Below are 17,213 nucleotides of genomic sequence, written 5' to 3' on the forward strand. Positions count from 1 at the left end.
ACACATCACCCGCGCTTCTTCGCTTCAAACCGGCAGATCCGGTCACCTGTGCACCAGCAGTCGACCTCGCGCACATCGAACGGACGGCCGAAGTAGACCCCGAGAATACCGCTCAGGAACCCCTCATCGTAAGTGCAGATGGTCTCGTCCGTCACCGGCAGTCCGGAGCAGTCGAGATCTTCCGCGACTGTGATCGTGAAGCTGCCGTCCTCGACTTCGGCGCGTTCAAACCGCAGAATGCCGATCCGCAGTTCCCGCAACGTCTCCTGAAGTTTCACGGTCATTTCGCCGAAGTCGCCGCACTCCTCAAGCGTATGGCGGCAGAACTCCTCGCCAGCCCGCTTGCCGGATTCGAAGAAGATCCGGTCCGCCTCGGCCACTCCGTACTCCCGGATCAGCACATCGCGCAACGTGAACTGCATGAGCCGGTAGACCGCGACACTCATTCCCGGTCCCAGATTCGGACGTCCTTCGCCGATGTCATCGATCATTTTCCAGTCAAACTGCAGTTCCTCACGCTCTTCCTTGAACATGGACTCCTCCTCCGGGTTGTCAGGTTCGCCACATCCGCCTGAACCAATCCGGGCCCGGCGCGGGTCGTGTAAAAATAGCACAATAAACGCAATTTGTCAATCCCCCGCCGCTCCGCTGCAGGAAATTCCGGAAAACGGATTGCAATGCGTTCCAAAGAGTGTTATATTTCCCTCGAAACCACGCAACAGGAGCAAAAAATGAGCAATGAACTCAAGCTGGAACGGCCGCTGGTCGTATTCGATATCGAAAGCACCGGAATCATGCCGCAGCGCGACCGCATCGTCGAACTCGCGGTTCTCAAAATCTACCCGGACGGACGCACCCAGAACACCGTCCGGCGGCTGAACCCCGAAATGCCGATTCCGCCCGGAGCGACCGCGATCCACGGCATCACCGACGACGACGTGAAGGATTGCCCGGTCTTCTCGATCATCGCCGAAAAACTTTACAACTACATCGACAACTGCGACCTCTGCGGCTACAACATCACCGGATTCGACATCCCGATGCTGGAGGCGGAATTCAAACGCGCGGGATTCGAGTTCAAGGTCGACAACCGCAAGGTGATCGACGTCTACAACATCTTCTGCAAACTCTATCCCCGCACGCTCTCGGCCGCCTATGAATTCTTCTGCGGCAAACCGCTCGAAGGCGCTCACGGCGCGGCCGCAGATACCGCGGCCACCTTCGAAGTGCTGCTGGGCCAGTTCGCAAAACATCCGGAACTGCCGCGCGACGCGGCCGGACTTGCGGAGTTCAGCGACCTCCTCGGCGCGGACGCGGTCGACCGCACCCGCCGGTTCAAATGGAGCGGCGACGAAGTGATCGTGAACTTCGGGAAAAACGCAGGGCGGACTCTGCGCGAACTTGCGGCCAACGATCCGGGCTTCCTCCGCTGGATCGTCCGCAGCGACTTCTCGGACGAAGTGAAAAACATCGCAAACGATGCCCTCATGGGCAAGTTCCCGGTCAGGAAAAACGTGCAGAATGAACAGCAAGCCCAGCCTTGAGAGTCTGATTTCGCTGCTCGACGACGAGGATGAAACCGTCGCAGTCAACGTCATGGCCGAACTGCTGAACCGCGAATCCGAACTCGGCGAGCGGCTCGCGGAACTTCAGGAGGGGGACAACCCGCTCGCCCGCCGCCGCGCTCATCAACTCCAGGCGGCAATCACTCTGCGCCGCCGCCGCCGCGCCTTCGCAGCCAAACTCGATGCTCCGAAAGTCGACCTCATTGACGGACTCATCGATGTCCATCTGCAATGGTTCGACAACGATTCCCGCCCGGGCCTCGTCCAGCTGTGGAACGACTTCAAGCTCGATGCGCAGCGCTTCCCGCAGAAAACGCTCGAAAACCTCTCGTATTTCATGCGCAAATCCGGTTTTACAGCCGCCCCGGAGAGCACGATGCATCCGGAATATTACTGCATCGGGCCCGTACTGGAAAACGGCATCGGCGCCGGCTCGATCCTCGCCGGGCTGCTGCTGGAAATCGCCGACCCCGCATTTGAACTCAAACTCGTTCGCGTCATGGGGGAGTTCGCAGTCTACGACGGAAACGGCAGACTGCTGCTGCCGGGCCGCAACTTTCAGGTCTGCGCCGCCCCCGGAATCGAACACTGCGACTTCTGGGATCGCCGCATGCTGCTGCACTTCGCCTCAACCACGCTCTTTTCTGCGGCGGTCAACAGCGACAGTTTCCGCTATGTGCTGACCATCGCCCAGGCGCTCTCCGGAACCGAGGGAGACGAATCGCTCGACTACATGCCATACCCCTACTATCCGGCGGACGACGATCCTGAGGAAACGCCGGAGGACGAGCAGTCGGAAGAGTAAATCGCCCCCCCTCGCCTCGCCGTCAAAGCCGCCGGTAAACCTGGTCGGCGCCGTGATCGGCGAGCATCCGCATTTCGAGACTCATGAGAACTCCGAGCAGCCGCCCCGTGTCGAACGAGGTTTCCGCAACAAGCTCTTCAAGCGAACGCTCCTTCTCCCCGAGCAGCTTCCATACGCGCTGCTCGTCGGCGGAAAGGTCACCGGGCGAATCGGGATCGTAGGGAACACGCCCCTCCCCCACCTCGTCCGGCTCCAATCCCGGCAGAAATCCGCCGACCCGCACGCCGAAAGCATCAAGCACATCGCTGAACGATTCGACAAGCGCGGCCCCCTCCTTGATGAGTTTATGACACCCTTTCGCCTGCATATTGTCGGCGTGACCGGGAACCGCGAACACCTCGCGCCCGTTGTCGAGCGCGAGTTTCGCCGTGATGAGCGCGCCCGATCCGATTCCCGCCTCGGTAACGATCGTCGCGCGCGTCATGCCCGCGACGATCCGGTTGCGACGCGGAAAGGTCGTCCGGCTGACCGGGCACATCATCGGGAACTCACTCACAAGCGCCCCGCCACCCTCGACGATCCGACGCGCAAGCGGCACATTCTCCTGCGGATGGATCCGCATCAATCCCCCGCCGAGAACCGCGACCGTGATCCCGTTCATCTCGACCGTCGCCGTATGCGCGACCGTGTCAACCCCGAATGCGAGACCCGATACAATCGTATATCCCGACGCCACGGCCTCCTCGGTTATCATGCGGGTCATGCGCGCTCCGTACTGCGTCATGCGGCGGGTGCCGACGACCGCAACCGCGCTCTCCGGCAGCGGCGGAAGTTTGCCGCGAACATAGAGACAGAGCGGCGGATCATAGAGGGAACGCAGCACCTCTGGATACGCCTCATCCCACAAAGTGATGATCCGCACGCCCGCCCGATCGCACAACGCCAGCTCCTCCCGGAGGTTGCGCTCCCACTCCCAGGCGGCGACCCGCTCCGCAAGCTGCGGTCCGATCCCGGGAACCTCCCGCAGCTCCTCAGCGGAACGGCCTGGCACCCCGGCGGGGGAACCGAACGCCTCACAGAGAGCGGTATATTTCACATGCCCGATCCCGGGAATCATGTTCAACCCGATCGTCGCCTCACGATCAAGCATGGAGAGCCTCCAGCGCGGAGGCGATTTCACAATCCGATACGTTCCGCACGGTTTCGGCCTCGCCGATCCGGTTCGGCAACACGAGCGTAATTGCGCCATCGCGGTTCTTCTTGTCGCGGCGCATCGCCTCAAGCATCGCCGGGGTCGAACAGTGACGCGGCAATGCGGTCGACAGTCCGAGGGCGGCAATCGCACGCTTCTGCCGCTCCGCTTCCGCACGACTCCAGCGCCCGAGCCGCGCCGCGAGCTCGCCCGCACAGCACATGCCGATCGCAACGCCTTCTCCATGGCCGATCCGGAAATCACTCAACAGTTCAACCGCATGCCCGAAGGTATGTCCGTAATTCAGCAACGCGCGGATCCCGGCCTCACGCTCATCCGCGGCAACCACCTGCGCCTTCAACTCGCACGAACGGCGGATCAGCGGAACAAACCGCTCCGGCATCCGCCCATCAGCCAGCGTCTCCGGTTCGCGTTCGAGTTCGGCGAACAACTCCTCATCGAGAATCACGCCCATCTTCAAAATCTCCGCAAGTCCGCAGCGGATCTCCGCCGGCGGCAGCGTCGAGAGAAAATCCGGATCGATCAGCACCCGCTCCGGCTGGTGAAACGCGCCGACCAGATTCTTCCCCTCGGGAATATCGACGCCGGTCTTGCCGCCGACGCTCGAATCGACCATCGCGAGCAGCGTGGTCGGAATCTGCACGAATCCGACCCCCCGCATATAAATCGCCGCAGCGAATCCGGTCATGTCGCCAACCACCCCGCCGCCGAGCGCCACGAACCGTGCCCGACGGTCGAACCGGAGTTCCGCCGCCTTCCGGCAGATCGCGATCACCGTATCCGGAGTCTTGCTCTGCTCTCCGGCGGGGAACTCGAACGCACCATCCTGCGGCAAATACTCCCGTGCCCAACCTCCCCATAGCTCGGAAACCCGGGAGTCGGTCACGAGAAAATTCCGCCGCCCGGTCAATTCCGCGGCAAGAGCGCGCACGCCGCGCCCGATCACAATATCATAGGCCCGTTCTCCGAGCCCGACCCGAATCGTTTCGTTCACTTCGTCTCTCCTCCGGCGTTGAAATAGCTGGCAACCCGGTCGCGGGCATTGATCTCCAGATTGCGGTAAAAGAAATAAATGTCGTTCATATGAAAAATTCCGGCGCCGAGCAGAGAACTGTCATACTGCCCCGGAAACTCCGGAGTCACCACAAGCGCCCCCGTTTCCGGCCGGATCTCCGCACCGCAAAACGCAGGGATCTCCCCCGTGACCCGCCCTTCACCATCGAAAAAGACCGCCCCGACATTCGCCGCCGCGGGCGCCGGAACCGCATCGGTCCGCCAGTTCAGCGGGTTGATGCAGCGCGTCCCGGGCCGCCCGGTAAAGAGCGACGGAGCCGCTTCCCGCGCCTCGGAGTTCCAGGTCACGATCACCCCGAGATCAAGCGGCCCTTCCGCGGCCTTCAAATGCGGACTCCCGGAAAAATCCTCATCCGTGACCGGACAGCCGATCAGATAGGCGGCGATCAATTTTTTCTGAAGCGCAGGATCCTTGAACTCCCGCTTCAGAAGCGCAAGCAGATCATACGCCCCCTGACTGTGCCCGACGAGAATGAACGGCCGCCCGTTGTTCCAGTGTTTCAGGTAATACCGGAACGCATCAGCCGTGTCCCGGAATCCGATCTCCATCGGCTTGTCGGTTCCGGGCCGCTCCGCAAGCGCCGCAAGCACGAGATGGAGTTCCCCCTGCCGGACAAAGGGAGCATAGACGTTGCCGACCGGCAGAAACGGCCCGGTCTGCTGCCCGGCGATGTTCCGCGTTTTCGTCCGCATCGTTTCGGAACGCCAGTGCATGACCGCATGTTTTTTGCTGACGAACACCGTCGGATAAACGTAAAATACATCGACGGGCTTGAGCACATCGGCCGGACAATCCGGCAGCATCACCCAGTTTTCCGGATTCGCATAATCAATGGAACGCTTTTCCGCCGCCAGCCGGCACGCCTGAACGGATTCGCATGGTCGGACGCAACCGGGCAATGCGGAGAACAGCACAGCAGCCGCAAGCGCCAATCCTGAAATTTTCATCCAGCTTCTCATCAGAAAACCACCTCACTTATTCCGGCGCGTTCCCGGCCTGCTGCTGCAGCCCTTCATATATCAGCCGATACATCCGGTTTTCCGGCTGCATCTCCACGATCTTCTTCCAGGCCTCCAGCTGTCCGGGGAGATCCTGCTTGATCTGCGCCTTCATCGCTTCCGCAAGAAAATATTGATAGTCATCCGGAGTGCGCAACTGCACCTCCAGGTCGAGAAATTTGACTGCTTCGTCGGGTTTGCCGTCGAGGACGGAAATCTGCGCCATATCCCGGAAAAAGAGCGGGAAAATGAAATCCGGCCAGAGAAACTCCCGCCACCCAACCGTTTCGACCTCGGGCCAGAGCACCTTGTACATGGCGCGGGCGGTCTCGTGATCCTGGTTGAGCCATGCCACATGGGCAAGACAGAACCGTGCGGTGCGGTCCGCAACCGCCTCCGGGATTTTGTACACGGCGTGATATTTCCGCATGCGGGTTGCGACATCCTGAATGACTTCGGTATTTCCGGTCCGGAAGGCTGTACAGATCGAATTTCCCATCACTTTCCAGTTCGGGATCTCATTTTTTGCAAGTACATAGGAGTACATGTACTCACACTTTTCCCAATACGGCAGATAGTTCCATACGAGCAGCCAGTAAGCGGCGAAAACACAGCAGGCCGCGCACTTCAGATATCGCTCCGCCGTCTTTCTGCGGCGCAGAAACGTCTCGGCAAGAATCGCCGCGGCAACCCAGACCGCCCACGACACCAGATAATTGTAGCGATCGCAGTAATGGAAATTCGTATAGTGCAGCAGCCCCAGAACCGGGACCGTAAATCCGGCGATGATCAGCAAAATACAGATGATCTTCCTCCAGGCGAATCCCCATTTACGCGCGGCAACCACAAATCCTCCGCCCAGGAGCAGACTGCCGGCGATCGGCACGATCAACTCCGAAGCGGAACGAATTTCCGGATAGATCGGATTGGTTTCAAACGGGATCAGAGCGGTCAGCGGATACCAGAAAAGGTTGTGAAGCGGCACAAGCAGATTCTCCTCCGGCACACCGCCATTGGTTTTGGCAGTGATGATTGCGGCCCAGCCGACGGCTGCGAGCGAAGCAAGAACCGGAAACCAGAGAATTCGCACATATTCACGCCAGGGGTAGCGCTTCCCCCACAGACAAATGAGTCCTGCGATCATGACACCAGGCAGTGGAACGGCGGCGGGTTTTGCAAAAATCGCGAGCATGGCGAGAATTCCGGCGACAAACGAAACTCGTCTGCGGGAAACGCCGCGGAGGAAAAACCAGAGAGATGCGAAAGCAAGCGCACCGCAGAGGACGTCCTTGCGCTCGGTAATCCAGATAACGGATTCGATTTTCTGCGGGTTCGCCGCCCAGAGCAGAGCGACTGCAAACGCGAGCCAGCACCTTGCACCGAGCCTCCGGGCAACCAGGAACAGGAACCAGCATCCGAAAAAATGGAGCAGCAAATTGTGCAATCGGAAATAGAGCGGCTCCACGCCGAAGAGCGCCCGGTCGATCATGAAGGAGTACATCGGCAGCGGGGTGTAGAGATCCTGATAAGGCTCGAGGGCATAGAGCAGGAAATTTTCCACAGAAAGCGAGAGATGGAGATTGTGGACGATGAAGGTTCCGTCGTCCCAGTCCATCAGGAACGGATAATTCAAGCCGGGCCAGTAAACCAGCAGCAGAAACAGGACAAGCAGTGCGGCACAGAGGAGGTTGCCGCGTATTTTCTTGTCTGACGACAAACTTGAGAAGAGGGACTCCGACACTTTATTCCTTCCTGCTCCGGTATTTTGCGACGACGGAGCCGACGTTGCCTCCGGATGCCGACAGTATTAGACTTTGATTTGCCATAATATAGAACGAACTTGTGCTGAAATCAATCCGTGAAAGGAATCCCGGCTTGATTTTTCCGGAAAAGGGATTATCTTCGGTGGGAAGATTTTGAAAAATCCGGGGTTTTCCTGGAGGGAAGGAGAAGCGAAGATGTCGTTGAAACTGATATTGCTTGTTGCAATTGCGGGAGCGTTGGGCAGTACGTTGCGTTACCTGGTGAATCTGGCGTTTCTGCGCGGGGGGATAACGGGGTTGCCTTTTGCGACATTGACAGTGAATGTGCTGGGATGTTTTCTGGCGGGGTTGTTTTTTGCCTTATTTGCGACAAAATTCTCGAAATATGCGATTTACGCTCCGGTTTTGATGGTGGGCTTTCTTGGAGCGTTCACGACCTTTTCGACATTTGCGTTGGAGAGTGTGGCAATGTTGACCGGAGGTGCGGCCTGGAAAGGGCTGTTGAATATCGGGTTGCAGAATCTGGCTGGTCTGGGTTCGATTTGTGCGGGAGCGGGTCTGGTTCGCCTGATTTGTCGTCAGGGGTGAAGAACCGGGGCTTGATTTTCGGCTGGAGATGTATTATATTGATTAATACCAATATGGGGGTGTTCCGGATTCGACCGGCCCGGTTGGGTGTTGATTGCATGCCGAGGATGATCGTTGGCCTCGTTAAACATCGGTCGAAACGATAAACGCGAACGAAGAGTTTGCTCTGGCGGCTTAATTCCCGCCACGCTGCCGTTCCCGAGGAGTGCTAAGGAACCGTGGCGTCATTCAGCGCTCTGGCTTTGAACAATCGTCTTTCGGTTCAGGGCGAGATCAAAGGAAAGAATAGTCTGGAGCCAGGCCTGTTCATCGGCTTCGGTGAAGGACGATAAAAACCAAAGATGAAATAAGCATGTAGACGTCCTCATTGGACCTCGTCGGCACGCGGGTTCGACTCCCGCCACCTCCACCATTTTTGAGCTCTAAGGGGCTGTTGCAAAACCTCACAAAGCATGCGACAGCCCTTTTCTTTTGAATCTCGGCAAAATTGTGCATAATCGACTACTTTAGTCGATTATGAAAAAATATAACAAGCTGAATATCAATGGGGAACCATGATTTTTCATGATATATTATTGCAAGAAACTCGTATAAAATCGAGAGAAAGCTTGCAAAATGATGGCAAAGAGTGATACTCGCAAGGAGCAGCAGGGAGATTTGTTCAAACCCTTGTTGCGGGATATTGTTTCCCTGCGCCACGCGCAGGTAAAACTTGCCGATGCAATTGATTGACAGAGTTTTGAGGACGCCTTGTCGGGAAGCTTTTGTGCAGATAACGGTCGTCCCTCCTGTCCAGTTCGTCTGATGGTCGCACTGCATTATCTGAATACACGAGCGGCATGAGTGATGAAGCCTTTCTAGATGAATGGCTTGAAAATCCTTACTGGCAGTATTTTACCGGAGGGATTTATTTTGAGCATGAATATCCGACCGATCAGTCGACAACGTCGCGTTGACGCAAAAAACTTGCTCGGAGCGGGGCAGAAAAATGCTCGAAGAAAGTCTGAAAACGGGGTTGCGTGAAGGGTTCATCAAGAAATCGGAACTGACCCGGGTGAATGTCGACAGCACCGTTCAGGAAAAAGCCGTTCGCTATCCAACCGATGCCCGACTTTACGACCGATTGCGTGAATGCGCTCCCCCCCCGCCTGGACAACATTTTATTGGAAGATTGGTGTAAAAGCCTTTGAGTTACTGCGGTTTTCCCCGACTCACAGTGAAAGGCCCCAGCCATGACCAGGAATAGAAGGCGTTTTTAAAAAGTCACAGGAATCACTCCCGGCATAAAACTCGGGAAATTCCCCGCAGGAGAGATTTCCCGCATTTTTTTCCGTGCAGGTCTTGACATCAAGCTGGATTTCCGGTATAATATTATCAAAAGATAAACCCAATAGTAAACAATAGAAAATAAGTAAAGAATCATGCCGAGATGTACAGCTGATGTTTCGGAATACATCAAGATCCGCCGCTATGTTATGACGCTGATTCTTCGTGCCGGGAACAAGAAGGTTCTGCTGCCGTCGATCCAGGAACTCTCCGAACGGTTCGCCGTCAGCCGCCCGACGGTCTGCAAGGCAATGAGCACCCTTACCGACCAGGGGTATGTCATCGGGAAAAGAGGACTCGGCTCCTACACCAATCCGGAAAAACGCCCGATCGTGTTCGACAATACGGGCCACTTTCAACATCAGACCATCATCGGCATCATCACCGGAGATGGAATGCTGGTTCACTATGATTGCTATCTGGCATTGATTCTTTCTGAACTGCTGAAAGCTGCTGCCTCACTCCCGTCACTCGTTCACCTGGTTCCCATCAGCAGCACCGACACGGTTCAAATCTGTCGAACCATTGAAAATGAACAGCTTGACGGCCTCGTCTGTCATCAGCCGTCGCAGAAAATATTCCAGACAGTTCGGAAAATGTACGAACAGGGATTCCCGGTCGCAGTAGGCGAGTATCCGGAGGATTTCCCCGCTTCTGTACGGCTGGATTATGAAAATGTCGGCTATCTGTGCGGAAAAAAATTGCTGGCCGAGAAAAGATACAACGTCGCCTACTGCCTCAATCTTCCCCCGTGGGATGCTCCGCTGAACGGTCTGCGCCGCGCCTTCCACGAAGCCGGCAGAACATTCAGTGAAAATCTGGTCTTCAACAACATCGAAACCTACCTCGACGACCTGCGCAAACTCGTGCGCTTCGGCGCCCCCCTTGACGCGGTCTATTGCACCTTTTCCAACACTTACTCCATCGGGGATCTCATGGCGAAAGAAAACCCCGATATTTCAAAACGTTGTCTCATTATCGAGTCGGCGCTTTCCGCACCGCCCGCCATCCCCTTCCGTCGAATTCTTTATGATGCCCCGTATCAGAAATATGGGACAGAGTTGATTTCCTGCCTGAAGCTTCAAATGAAAAAACAAAATGTCTCTCCGGTCAAAATTCCGTTGATCATAAAAACCACCACATAACTGGAAAGGATGAAAAGATGAAGAGATGTTTTACATTGATTGAACTTCTGGTCGTGATTGCGATCATCGCAATTCTCGCCTCCATGCTCCTGCCGGCACTCAACAACGCCCGTTCCAAAGCGCGGGACACCAAATGTCTGGGAAATATCCGGCAGCTGATGCTCGGCTGCATCGCTTACTCGGAGGATAACAACGGTTGCTGCCCACCATACTGGGCGAACGGATTGCCGCCGTGGCCGGGACTGATTATGCCCTATGTGACCGGAACTCTGAGTTCGACCAACATGGCGATACAGGAAAACGGAAGTTACCGCGTCATCCATCCGATCTTCGCATGTCCGGCCACCATGCCGACCACGGGAACGAAAAAATATGTGTTGAGCAACAACTACGGCAGCAACTGGAATATGGCCTATAAGTTCTCTCCGAAGGCAAACATGTTCTTCAAACGGGTCGCCAGACCCAGCGAGCGGATATTCCTGGGAGACCGAACCGGTACGGGTGCCACAGGAGAAGATGAAATGATCGCCATCATTTCCACGGACGATCTCGGCACACGCCACCTCTCCGAACGCGGAAGCAACATCGCGTATGTGGATGGACACGCCAGAGCGCTTCTCTTTCAGGAGATTCTGGCCATCCATAACCAGCAGAAAGGTTACGTGGGATATTTCTGGGGGCGCGACAATCGGAACTGATCATGGACGCCGTCCGTCGGAAACACACCGGCGTCATCCATTCTCTGCCGGCCGCGCGTCCCGTCATGGCAAAAAAACTTCCCTGTTCCGGGCGGAACATTAACAACCGGAAGGGGATAAACAGGAAAGGTGTTTTTTATGAAGAGCTTATCCGTCCTCGGATTCGTTTTTGCCGCTCTCGCTCTGGGAGCTGCTGAATTCCGTTATTCCTTCGAAGCGGAGAAAGATCCCCTTGAAGTATTCAAGCGGGACAAAACCCCTATGTTAACCGTGGAATCCTATGACGAAAACTGGATTCTCAAGACCCGGAACGTCAATGCCGGCTTGATGCTCTGGCAGACCATGAGGACGGGAGAGCTGACGTTCGAAGGAGGACTGTTCCGCGGTGGCCTGCGGGTTTATGCGCTCTATGAACCACGTGACGGAAAGGGAATCGGCGTATTCATTCCCTCCGCCGGAAAAAAAGAACTCAAGCTCGTTTCCACTCTCTCCGGAAAAATGGAAACCCTTGCGCAGGGGACTCTGGATTCCCTTCCGGAAAAACTTGCGATCACCCTGAAGATCACCGATCAGCAGCTCGAAGTTTACAGCGGAGAACGCAAGATATGCGAAGCCGCGCTTCCTCCGGGGGCGAAACGCGGCAGTTTCTATATTCAGGGAACCTGGGGAACTGAACTGAAACTCAAAACATTCACGGTGGAAAGTCCCGACCTGCGCAAGTAGCCGTTCCATCTTCCCCGCGGGCGGCGTTTTTTCGCTCCACGGGAGGAAATCATTGAATCTTCAACCAGGAAATGATCAAGATGAAAAAGATTTTCATTCCGGCCCTGCTGATACTGGGTGTTCCGCTCGTGGCCGCAGAACTGTTTCGTATCAACTTTCCGGACGCCGCAAGTCTGGAGAAATTCCCCGTCTGGCAGAACAAGAGCAAGGTGGTCCGCTCTTATGCCCCCGGAGTCGTCCCTGACGCCACGGTGAAGGGATCGGTCAAATTTGTCGTGGAAAAGGGAGGCAATCACGGGGCGGAATCCACGCCGGTGTTCCCGGCGAAAGTGAAGATTTTCGCAGGGGAACGGTATCGTCTCCGCGTCCGTCTGATGAGCCCGGATCAGCTGAATTTCTCGTTTTACATGCTGCTGGACCGGGCTCCCTGGACCAGGCTCGCCAAAAACGCGGGTGCGCAGGTCGTGACCGAACCGGGGAAATGGCAGACGGCGACTCTGGAATTCACCGCTGACTTCGATGTGGACGGCAGCGTGCGCTCCCCGGCGTTTTTCCTCGGCAATCTCGCTCCCGGCCGGACGCTCTACGTTGCCGATGCAGTGCTCGAAGGTCCCGACAATCCGCCCGAGCGACTCTTCTCGTTCAGCGAGGCGCCGATGCTGAACAATCTCTCCTCCAGAAAGAACTGGAGCTACTCCGCCGCCTGGAAACAGAAGAACGGCCTCCGGGAAACCGTATCGCTGTGCGGACTTTGGGACTTCGCCCCCGCAGAAAGCGACAAGGCGCCGCAACCCGCCGCCAATGCGGAAGAGTGGGCACATTTCATCGTTCCGGGCCACTGGCGCGGCGGAAACATCAGCAATTTTGTACATACAGACGACGGGAAACCGGTTTCGGCATTCAGGGGGATTCCGATCCGGGAGATCTACCACGCCTGGTACAAACGCACACTCGATGTGCCGGAAAGCTGGAAGGGCGATAAAATCGAACTGCATTTCAACCGCATTGACACGGCGGGAGAGTTCTTTCTGAACGGGACACGCCTGGGCGACAGCTCCGGCTTCTCTGCGGAAGGCGAAGGCGGCTTCGACGTGACCGGGCAACTCCGATACGGCGAAAAAAATGAGTTCGCTCTGCGCGTCGACACCGACCAGAACCGGAAGGGCGGCATCATGGGGTACGTCTATCTCAAACGCATCCCGATGAAGCACTTCGGGTCTCCTCACGTCACCACGAGTTTCGAAAACCGGAACATCACTCTCGCCTTCCGGAATCCGGCCATGAAGAGCGGCACGCTCGAAACGGTCATCCGCGACGCGAAAACCGGGGAAACGGTATTCCGGAAGAACGACCTTGCATTCACCGGCAAACCGCTGCGACTCGACTTTGTCACCCCGAAGCTCTGGAGCCCGGATTCGCCGAACCTCTATTATCTGGATCTTTCGCTCAAAGTGGACGGAAAAGTTGTCGATGCCGCAACCATCCGGTTCGGCTTTGCGGAAATGACTGTACGCGGAGCGGATTACCTTCTGAACGGGAAGAAAATCAACCTTTTCTGCGACACCGCATACAGCGGCGGCTACTGGACCGTCGACTGGAAGATGGGACCGGAATATCTCCGCCGGGAACTCCGAAGCATGCGGGCGATGAATCTGAATGCCGCCTACTTTGCCGCGGATATGCCCAAGGAGTTGATCGATATCTTCGACGAAGAAGGCGTTCTGCTGATCAGCGCAAGTCTGCTGCCCTACAACGATCACATGAAACTGACCGATGAAGAGGCGCTTGCGGTATTCCGGAAAAAAATTGCCGAACTCAAGTCCGGAGACCGTTACGACAACCACCCCTCACATGCCGCATTTCTGATCGACGTCTGGTACAATTTTCACTCCGGAACCACCAATCCGGAATACGTCGGCTTGAAGAACGGCACGAAACGCTATCCTGCCTTTGACCGAAACGGGAAAACCGTGGTCAAAACAGAACCCGACCCCAACCTCGATGGAGAGCGCGGCGCCCGCAAGCGGAGACTCGACCAAATCGCCCGGCTCTACAAGCAGAGTTTTCCGGGAAAAATCGTTCTGACCGGAGGTTCGGGTGAAGTGGGAGATGTTTATGCGGCCCACGCATACCACACCTGGGGCGCACCTTTTGAGGAACTGCGCGCCCTCTTCCGGCGGTATGGGCTTCAGCGGGAACTGCCGATTTTCGTCGGGGAGCACAATATTCCCTATCCGGGCAGCCTGTATTCGATCTTCAACTTCTCGGCGGCGGGCGCGGACCCGCTGTCGATGGAGAATTTTGTCCGATATGCAGGCAATGACGGCTATCGATGGCGAGCCATCTACGGGCGCCGGGCACTTCACGACTATGGTCCGCAGAGCGTTCAGGACAGCCGGACGGATCGCGACAGAGATGGAAGTTATCACATCACAAGCGATCTTTACTGCGAGCTTCTGGACCGTTCGCTGAATACCATTATCCCCGGCTGGAGACTCTCCGGCGTGAACGGAATCGGCTTTTTCGGCTACGTGCTCGGGGGGCATTTTGCGCTGGCCGGACGTTCGGTGCCACGTTATCGCGAACTGCCGGAAGATCTTTCGCGTCCGGATTTTTATCCGGAATATCTCCCCGGCGGAGCTTCGCCTTCCGGTTTCGGAGAATTCGATGCGGAATTCCGACTCAAACCGACGCTTGCGACGGCCGCACTGCTGCGCGTTTCAGCTCCGGTATTCGCGGAATTCTATGAAACAGGCGAGGATCCCTATGGTGTCGATCACGCCTGGTTCGGCGGCGATACGCTGCGCAAAAACCTGATCGTCATCAACGATTCCGGTCGGGAACGGGAGTTCGACTGCCGTGTGACGTTGCGGACGGAAAACAACGACGTCCTCGCCTCGTTCCAACGCAGACTCCGGATCGGACACGGCGAACGTGGAACCATTCCGGTTGAGCTGAAGCTGCCTCCGGTCGCTGCGCGGAGAAACGCGAGACTGGAAGCGTCCGTTTCCGACAGAGGAGAAACGGTACGGGCAACGCTCCCGATCGAACTCTTTCCGCGTCCGGCCGCGCTGCAAACCGTGCATCGCCTCTACCTCTGTGACCCGGAGGGAGGAGTCAAAGCATACCTCAAACAGCAGAATGCCGCGTTCGAAGAGCTGAAATCTCTCGACCACCTTCCCGAGTCCGGAGTGGTGATTGTGGGGCGTCAGGGGCTCGCCCGGAATCCGACGGTTCCGGATTTCAATGCTGCGGCGAAACGCGGACTCAACATCCTGATTCTGGAACAGCCGCTCTCGTGCTCAACGGAACTCATGAGCACCCGGACCAGACATGCCTTTCTGAACGGCAGCGGACATCCGGCGCTCACCGGCTTCGAGGATCGCGACTTTGCGAACTGGCGCGGCAGTGTTTCCCTGGCGGACGCCTATGAGATCCGGCCGGCCGGTCACGGCTGGTCGGCTGCGGGGAACCGCAATATGCTGGCAAGCTACGTCTTCCGCCGTCCTTCGCACGGAAACTATCTCTCGTTGCTCGGCTGTGGATTTGACCTTTACCAGACTCCGCTTCTGGAGTACCGGGCGCGGCGCGGAAGCTGGATCGGTTCTCAGCTCGAACTTGTGCCGCGCCTTGGAGTCGACCCGGTTGCGACGACGCTTTTTCACCAACTGGTTTCCTATCTGGACAACCGCGGAGTCCGGGAAGGGGAAACCCTCTTCTTCGGAGGAGCCGCCGGCGAAAAACTGCTCAAACGTCTGAAAGTCCGTTGCCGGCAGGTGAACACCATCGACGCGGCGACGCTGGCAGGAGCCGAAACGCTGCTGATTTCCGACCCGGATTTCCATGCGTTGAAATGCGCTGCGATGGAGATCAACAACTTCGTCTATGAGGGAGGAAAAATCATCTATCTCCACACCGGGAAAGAGTTTGAATCCGTATGGCTTCCATTTCCGCTCAAGCTTGCCACGGTCACCAGCCGTCAGGCTTTGAGCGGCCCGGGACATGCAGACGAGTTCTGGCGCTGCGGCTGGGACAACAACGACCTTTACTGGCACGATGAGTTTCAAGTTCCCGCATTCGACGGAATTCCGGAGCAGGCCAATGCCTTTACTCCCGGCGTTGTGATGGACTTTCCGCACGGATCAGGACGTTTCACACTGGTTTCGATCACGCCGGATCTCTTTGACAATGCTCCGGCTACGGGGAAGAGCTGCCGTTTCCTTTCCGCCCTTCTTACCAATGCCGCAGTTGAGATCGACAATGAGTCAGCAGCGTATCTGCCGAAGCAGGGAAGTTTCGATAAGACGCTGGATCTCAGCACATACGACTGGAGCTTCGCCCTCGATCCGGAGAACAAAGGAGTGGCGGAAAAAGTTGAAACCGGTAAAGATGGATCGCTGTTCTGGCAGAGCGGCCTCATCGCTGATGGAGCGGAAGTGAAGCTCGGGGTGCCGTTCGAGCATTTTCTCCGTCGGGAATATGACGGTTACGCCTGGTATCGCCTTCATCTGGAACTTCCACCGGAATTCATGCAGGCGGAACGGCTCTATCTGAGCTTCGGCGGAATCGATGACTTCGATGAAACCTATTTCAATGGGGTCAGGATCGGCCAGACCGGACGTGAGGTCAGTTCGTGGTGGATGGCTCCCCGGCTGTACACCATCCCGGGAAAACTGCTCAAACCGGGAAAAAATCTGATTGCAATCCGGGTTTTTGATGAAAAGGGAGAAGGAGGAATCAACCGCCTTCCCGTGATTCTCTCCAACCGCCCGGCCGTGAGCGGTCAGCGCGGCTGGAAGACGCCTTACCAGGAGGGGACGCGCCGTGATTACGATTACAATCCGGATCCGGTGCGACAGTATTGAATCCGATCGGAGACAAAGGCGATGGGGGAGAATTGCAGGGAAAAATTGCAAGCCGGGCGGGAACGGGAAAAAGCTGCCTCAGCGGAGTACCGTCTTGAAGAGTCAGGTCGACAATCTGCCGGACGCCGATTTTATCGTGTTGAAGCGGGAGGGGTTGCCAGGGAAGACGGTTTTTCGGGAAACAGTGCGTTTCCATTTCGATCAGATTCCCGATCCGGAGATGTTCGTGGTCGTGGACCAAGTTCACGGCTCAAGTCGAAGCATGGAAAAAACGGGATTGCATTTTTCCCGGCATCAAACTGGAATTTTATCACAGGAATGAGGAAGCGATGAATCGACTGAAAAAGTTGGGAGTGCTGGCACTGTCCCCTGTTCTTGAACTGAGCCGCTAGCGCGGCAGGGAAAGCGAAACGAGAATATCCAAATGAAGAAAAATCGCTGGTGATTTG

Annotated in this window: 15 protein-coding genes and 1 other RNA gene; 10 read left to right on the forward strand and 6 right to left on the reverse strand. The window is 56.7% G+C overall.

What is annotated here, in order from left to right; genetic code table 11:
- Positions 1-5: 5 nt before the first annotated feature.
- Positions 6-533: a V4R domain-containing protein gene (locus tag Q0K10_RS11875; RefSeq protein ID WP_294507306.1), complete on the reverse strand. Its 528-nt coding sequence runs from the start codon at positions 531-533 to the stop codon at positions 6-8.
- A gap of 198 nt (positions 534-731) precedes the next feature.
- On the opposite strand from Q0K10_RS11875, the gene Q0K10_RS11880 reads away from it, so the two are divergent.
- The gene (locus Q0K10_RS11880) at positions 732-1,544 is read left to right on the forward strand and encodes a 3'-5' exonuclease (RefSeq protein WP_294507308.1); all 813 of its coding nucleotides are present in this window, start codon (positions 732-734) and stop codon (positions 1,542-1,544) included.
- Complete coding sequence (locus Q0K10_RS11885) at positions 1,522-2,370, forward strand: hypothetical protein (protein WP_294507310.1); 849 nt, start codon at positions 1,522-1,524, stop codon at positions 2,368-2,370. Before Q0K10_RS11880 ends, Q0K10_RS11885 begins: the two co-directional genes overlap by 23 nt.
- Before the next feature lie 22 nt (positions 2,371-2,392).
- Here the strand turns inward: Q0K10_RS11885 and dprA are convergent, their stop codons facing one another.
- The 4 genes from dprA to Q0K10_RS11905 are packed head-to-tail and all read right to left on the reverse strand — an operon-like array spanning position 2,393 to position 7,397.
- The gene (dprA, locus tag Q0K10_RS11890; RefSeq protein WP_294507312.1) at positions 2,393-3,520 is read right to left on the reverse strand and encodes a DNA-processing protein DprA; all 1,128 of its coding nucleotides are present in this window, start codon (positions 3,518-3,520) and stop codon (positions 2,393-2,395) included.
- A complete protein-coding gene (gene aroB / locus Q0K10_RS11895) occupies positions 3,513-4,577 on the reverse strand; it encodes a 3-dehydroquinate synthase (protein WP_294507314.1) in 1,065 nt (354 codons plus the stop codon). The genes dprA and aroB overlap by 8 nt, the downstream gene beginning before the upstream one ends.
- Positions 4,574-5,617 (reverse strand): DUF3089 domain-containing protein, encoded by a 1,044-nt coding sequence (locus tag Q0K10_RS11900; RefSeq protein ID WP_294507316.1) that lies wholly within the window; start codon positions 5,615-5,617, stop codon positions 4,574-4,576. The genes aroB and Q0K10_RS11900 overlap by 4 nt, the downstream gene beginning before the upstream one ends.
- Before the next feature lie 16 nt (positions 5,618-5,633).
- Entirely contained in the window at positions 5,634-7,397 is a 1,764-nt protein-coding gene (locus Q0K10_RS11905) for a hypothetical protein (protein WP_294507318.1), read from the reverse strand.
- 217 nt (positions 7,398-7,614) lie between these two features.
- Between Q0K10_RS11905 and Q0K10_RS11910 the strand changes: the two genes are divergently transcribed.
- The 8 genes from Q0K10_RS11910 (at position 7,615) to Q0K10_RS11940 (ending at position 16,764) form a co-directional block, all read left to right on the forward strand.
- Positions 7,615-8,007 carry a CrcB family protein gene (locus Q0K10_RS11910; protein WP_294507320.1) on the forward strand — a complete coding sequence of 131 codons (393 nt, stop codon included), beginning with the start codon at positions 7,615-7,617 and terminating at the stop codon, positions 8,005-8,007.
- Positions 8,008-8,062: 55 nt separating this feature from the next.
- Positions 8,063-8,419, forward strand: a transfer-messenger RNA (tmRNA) gene (gene ssrA / locus Q0K10_RS11915).
- A 376-nt stretch (positions 8,420-8,795) separates the two neighbouring features.
- On the forward strand, positions 8,796-8,963 hold the full coding sequence (locus tag Q0K10_RS15640) for a transposase (RefSeq protein ID WP_366943005.1): 168 nt from the start codon (positions 8,796-8,798) through the stop codon (positions 8,961-8,963).
- 32 nt (positions 8,964-8,995) lie between these two features.
- Positions 8,996-9,187 carry a hypothetical protein gene (locus tag Q0K10_RS11920; RefSeq protein WP_294507322.1) on the forward strand — a complete coding sequence of 64 codons (192 nt, stop codon included), beginning with the start codon at positions 8,996-8,998 and terminating at the stop codon, positions 9,185-9,187.
- Between the two features lie 241 nt (positions 9,188-9,428).
- Positions 9,429-10,478, forward strand: coding sequence for a GntR family transcriptional regulator (locus Q0K10_RS11925; protein WP_294507324.1), 1,050 nt, complete (start codon positions 9,429-9,431; stop codon positions 10,476-10,478).
- 17 nt (positions 10,479-10,495) lie between these two features.
- Positions 10,496-11,176: a type II secretion system protein gene (locus Q0K10_RS11930; protein WP_294507326.1), complete on the forward strand. Its 681-nt coding sequence runs from the start codon at positions 10,496-10,498 to the stop codon at positions 11,174-11,176.
- Positions 11,177-11,314: 138 nt separating this feature from the next.
- Entirely contained in the window at positions 11,315-11,899 is a 585-nt protein-coding gene (locus Q0K10_RS11935) for a hypothetical protein (RefSeq protein ID WP_294507329.1), read from the forward strand.
- 80 nt (positions 11,900-11,979) lie between these two features.
- On the forward strand, positions 11,980-16,764 hold the full coding sequence (locus Q0K10_RS11940; RefSeq protein ID WP_294507331.1) for a sugar-binding domain-containing protein: 4,785 nt from the start codon (positions 11,980-11,982) through the stop codon (positions 16,762-16,764).
- A gap of 131 nt (positions 16,765-16,895) precedes the next feature.
- Here Q0K10_RS11940 and Q0K10_RS11945 read toward each other — a convergent pair.
- Positions 16,896-17,213, reverse strand: a 318-nt coding sequence (locus Q0K10_RS11945; RefSeq protein WP_294507333.1) for a hypothetical protein, incomplete at its 5' end; no start/stop codon positions are given.

The organism is uncultured Victivallis sp. (assembly GCF_944391105.1).
Classification (GTDB): Bacteria; Verrucomicrobiota; Lentisphaeria; order Victivallales; family Victivallaceae; genus Victivallis.

What these genes read in the sequence shown, in the direction of transcription:
- Q0K10_RS11875 (WP_294507306.1), bottom strand. Translation starts at nt 533, where the DNA reads ATGTTCAAGGAAGAGCGTGAGGAACTGCAGTTTGACTGGAAAATGATC.
- Q0K10_RS11930 (WP_294507326.1), top strand. Translation starts at nt 10,496, where the DNA reads ATGAAGAGATGTTTTACATTGATTGAACTTCTGGTCGTGATTGCGATC.
- Q0K10_RS11880 (WP_294507308.1), top strand. Translation starts at nt 732, where the DNA reads ATGAGCAATGAACTCAAGCTGGAACGGCCGCTGGTCGTATTCGATATC.
- dprA (WP_294507312.1), bottom strand. Translation starts at nt 3,520, where the DNA reads ATGCTTGATCGTGAGGCGACGATCGGGTTGAACATGATTCCCGGGATC.
- Q0K10_RS11910 (WP_294507320.1), top strand. Translation starts at nt 7,615, where the DNA reads ATGTCGTTGAAACTGATATTGCTTGTTGCAATTGCGGGAGCGTTGGGC.
- Q0K10_RS11900 (WP_294507316.1), bottom strand. Translation starts at nt 5,617, where the DNA reads ATGAGAAGCTGGATGAAAATTTCAGGATTGGCGCTTGCGGCTGCTGTG.
- Q0K10_RS11925 (WP_294507324.1), top strand. Translation starts at nt 9,429, where the DNA reads ATGCCGAGATGTACAGCTGATGTTTCGGAATACATCAAGATCCGCCGC.
- Q0K10_RS11885 (WP_294507310.1), top strand. Translation starts at nt 1,522, where the DNA reads ATGAACAGCAAGCCCAGCCTTGAGAGTCTGATTTCGCTGCTCGACGAC.
- Q0K10_RS11935 (WP_294507329.1), top strand. Translation starts at nt 11,315, where the DNA reads ATGAAGAGCTTATCCGTCCTCGGATTCGTTTTTGCCGCTCTCGCTCTG.
- Q0K10_RS11940 (WP_294507331.1), top strand. Translation starts at nt 11,980, where the DNA reads ATGAAAAAGATTTTCATTCCGGCCCTGCTGATACTGGGTGTTCCGCTC.
- Q0K10_RS11920 (WP_294507322.1), top strand. Translation starts at nt 8,996, where the DNA reads ATGCTCGAAGAAAGTCTGAAAACGGGGTTGCGTGAAGGGTTCATCAAG.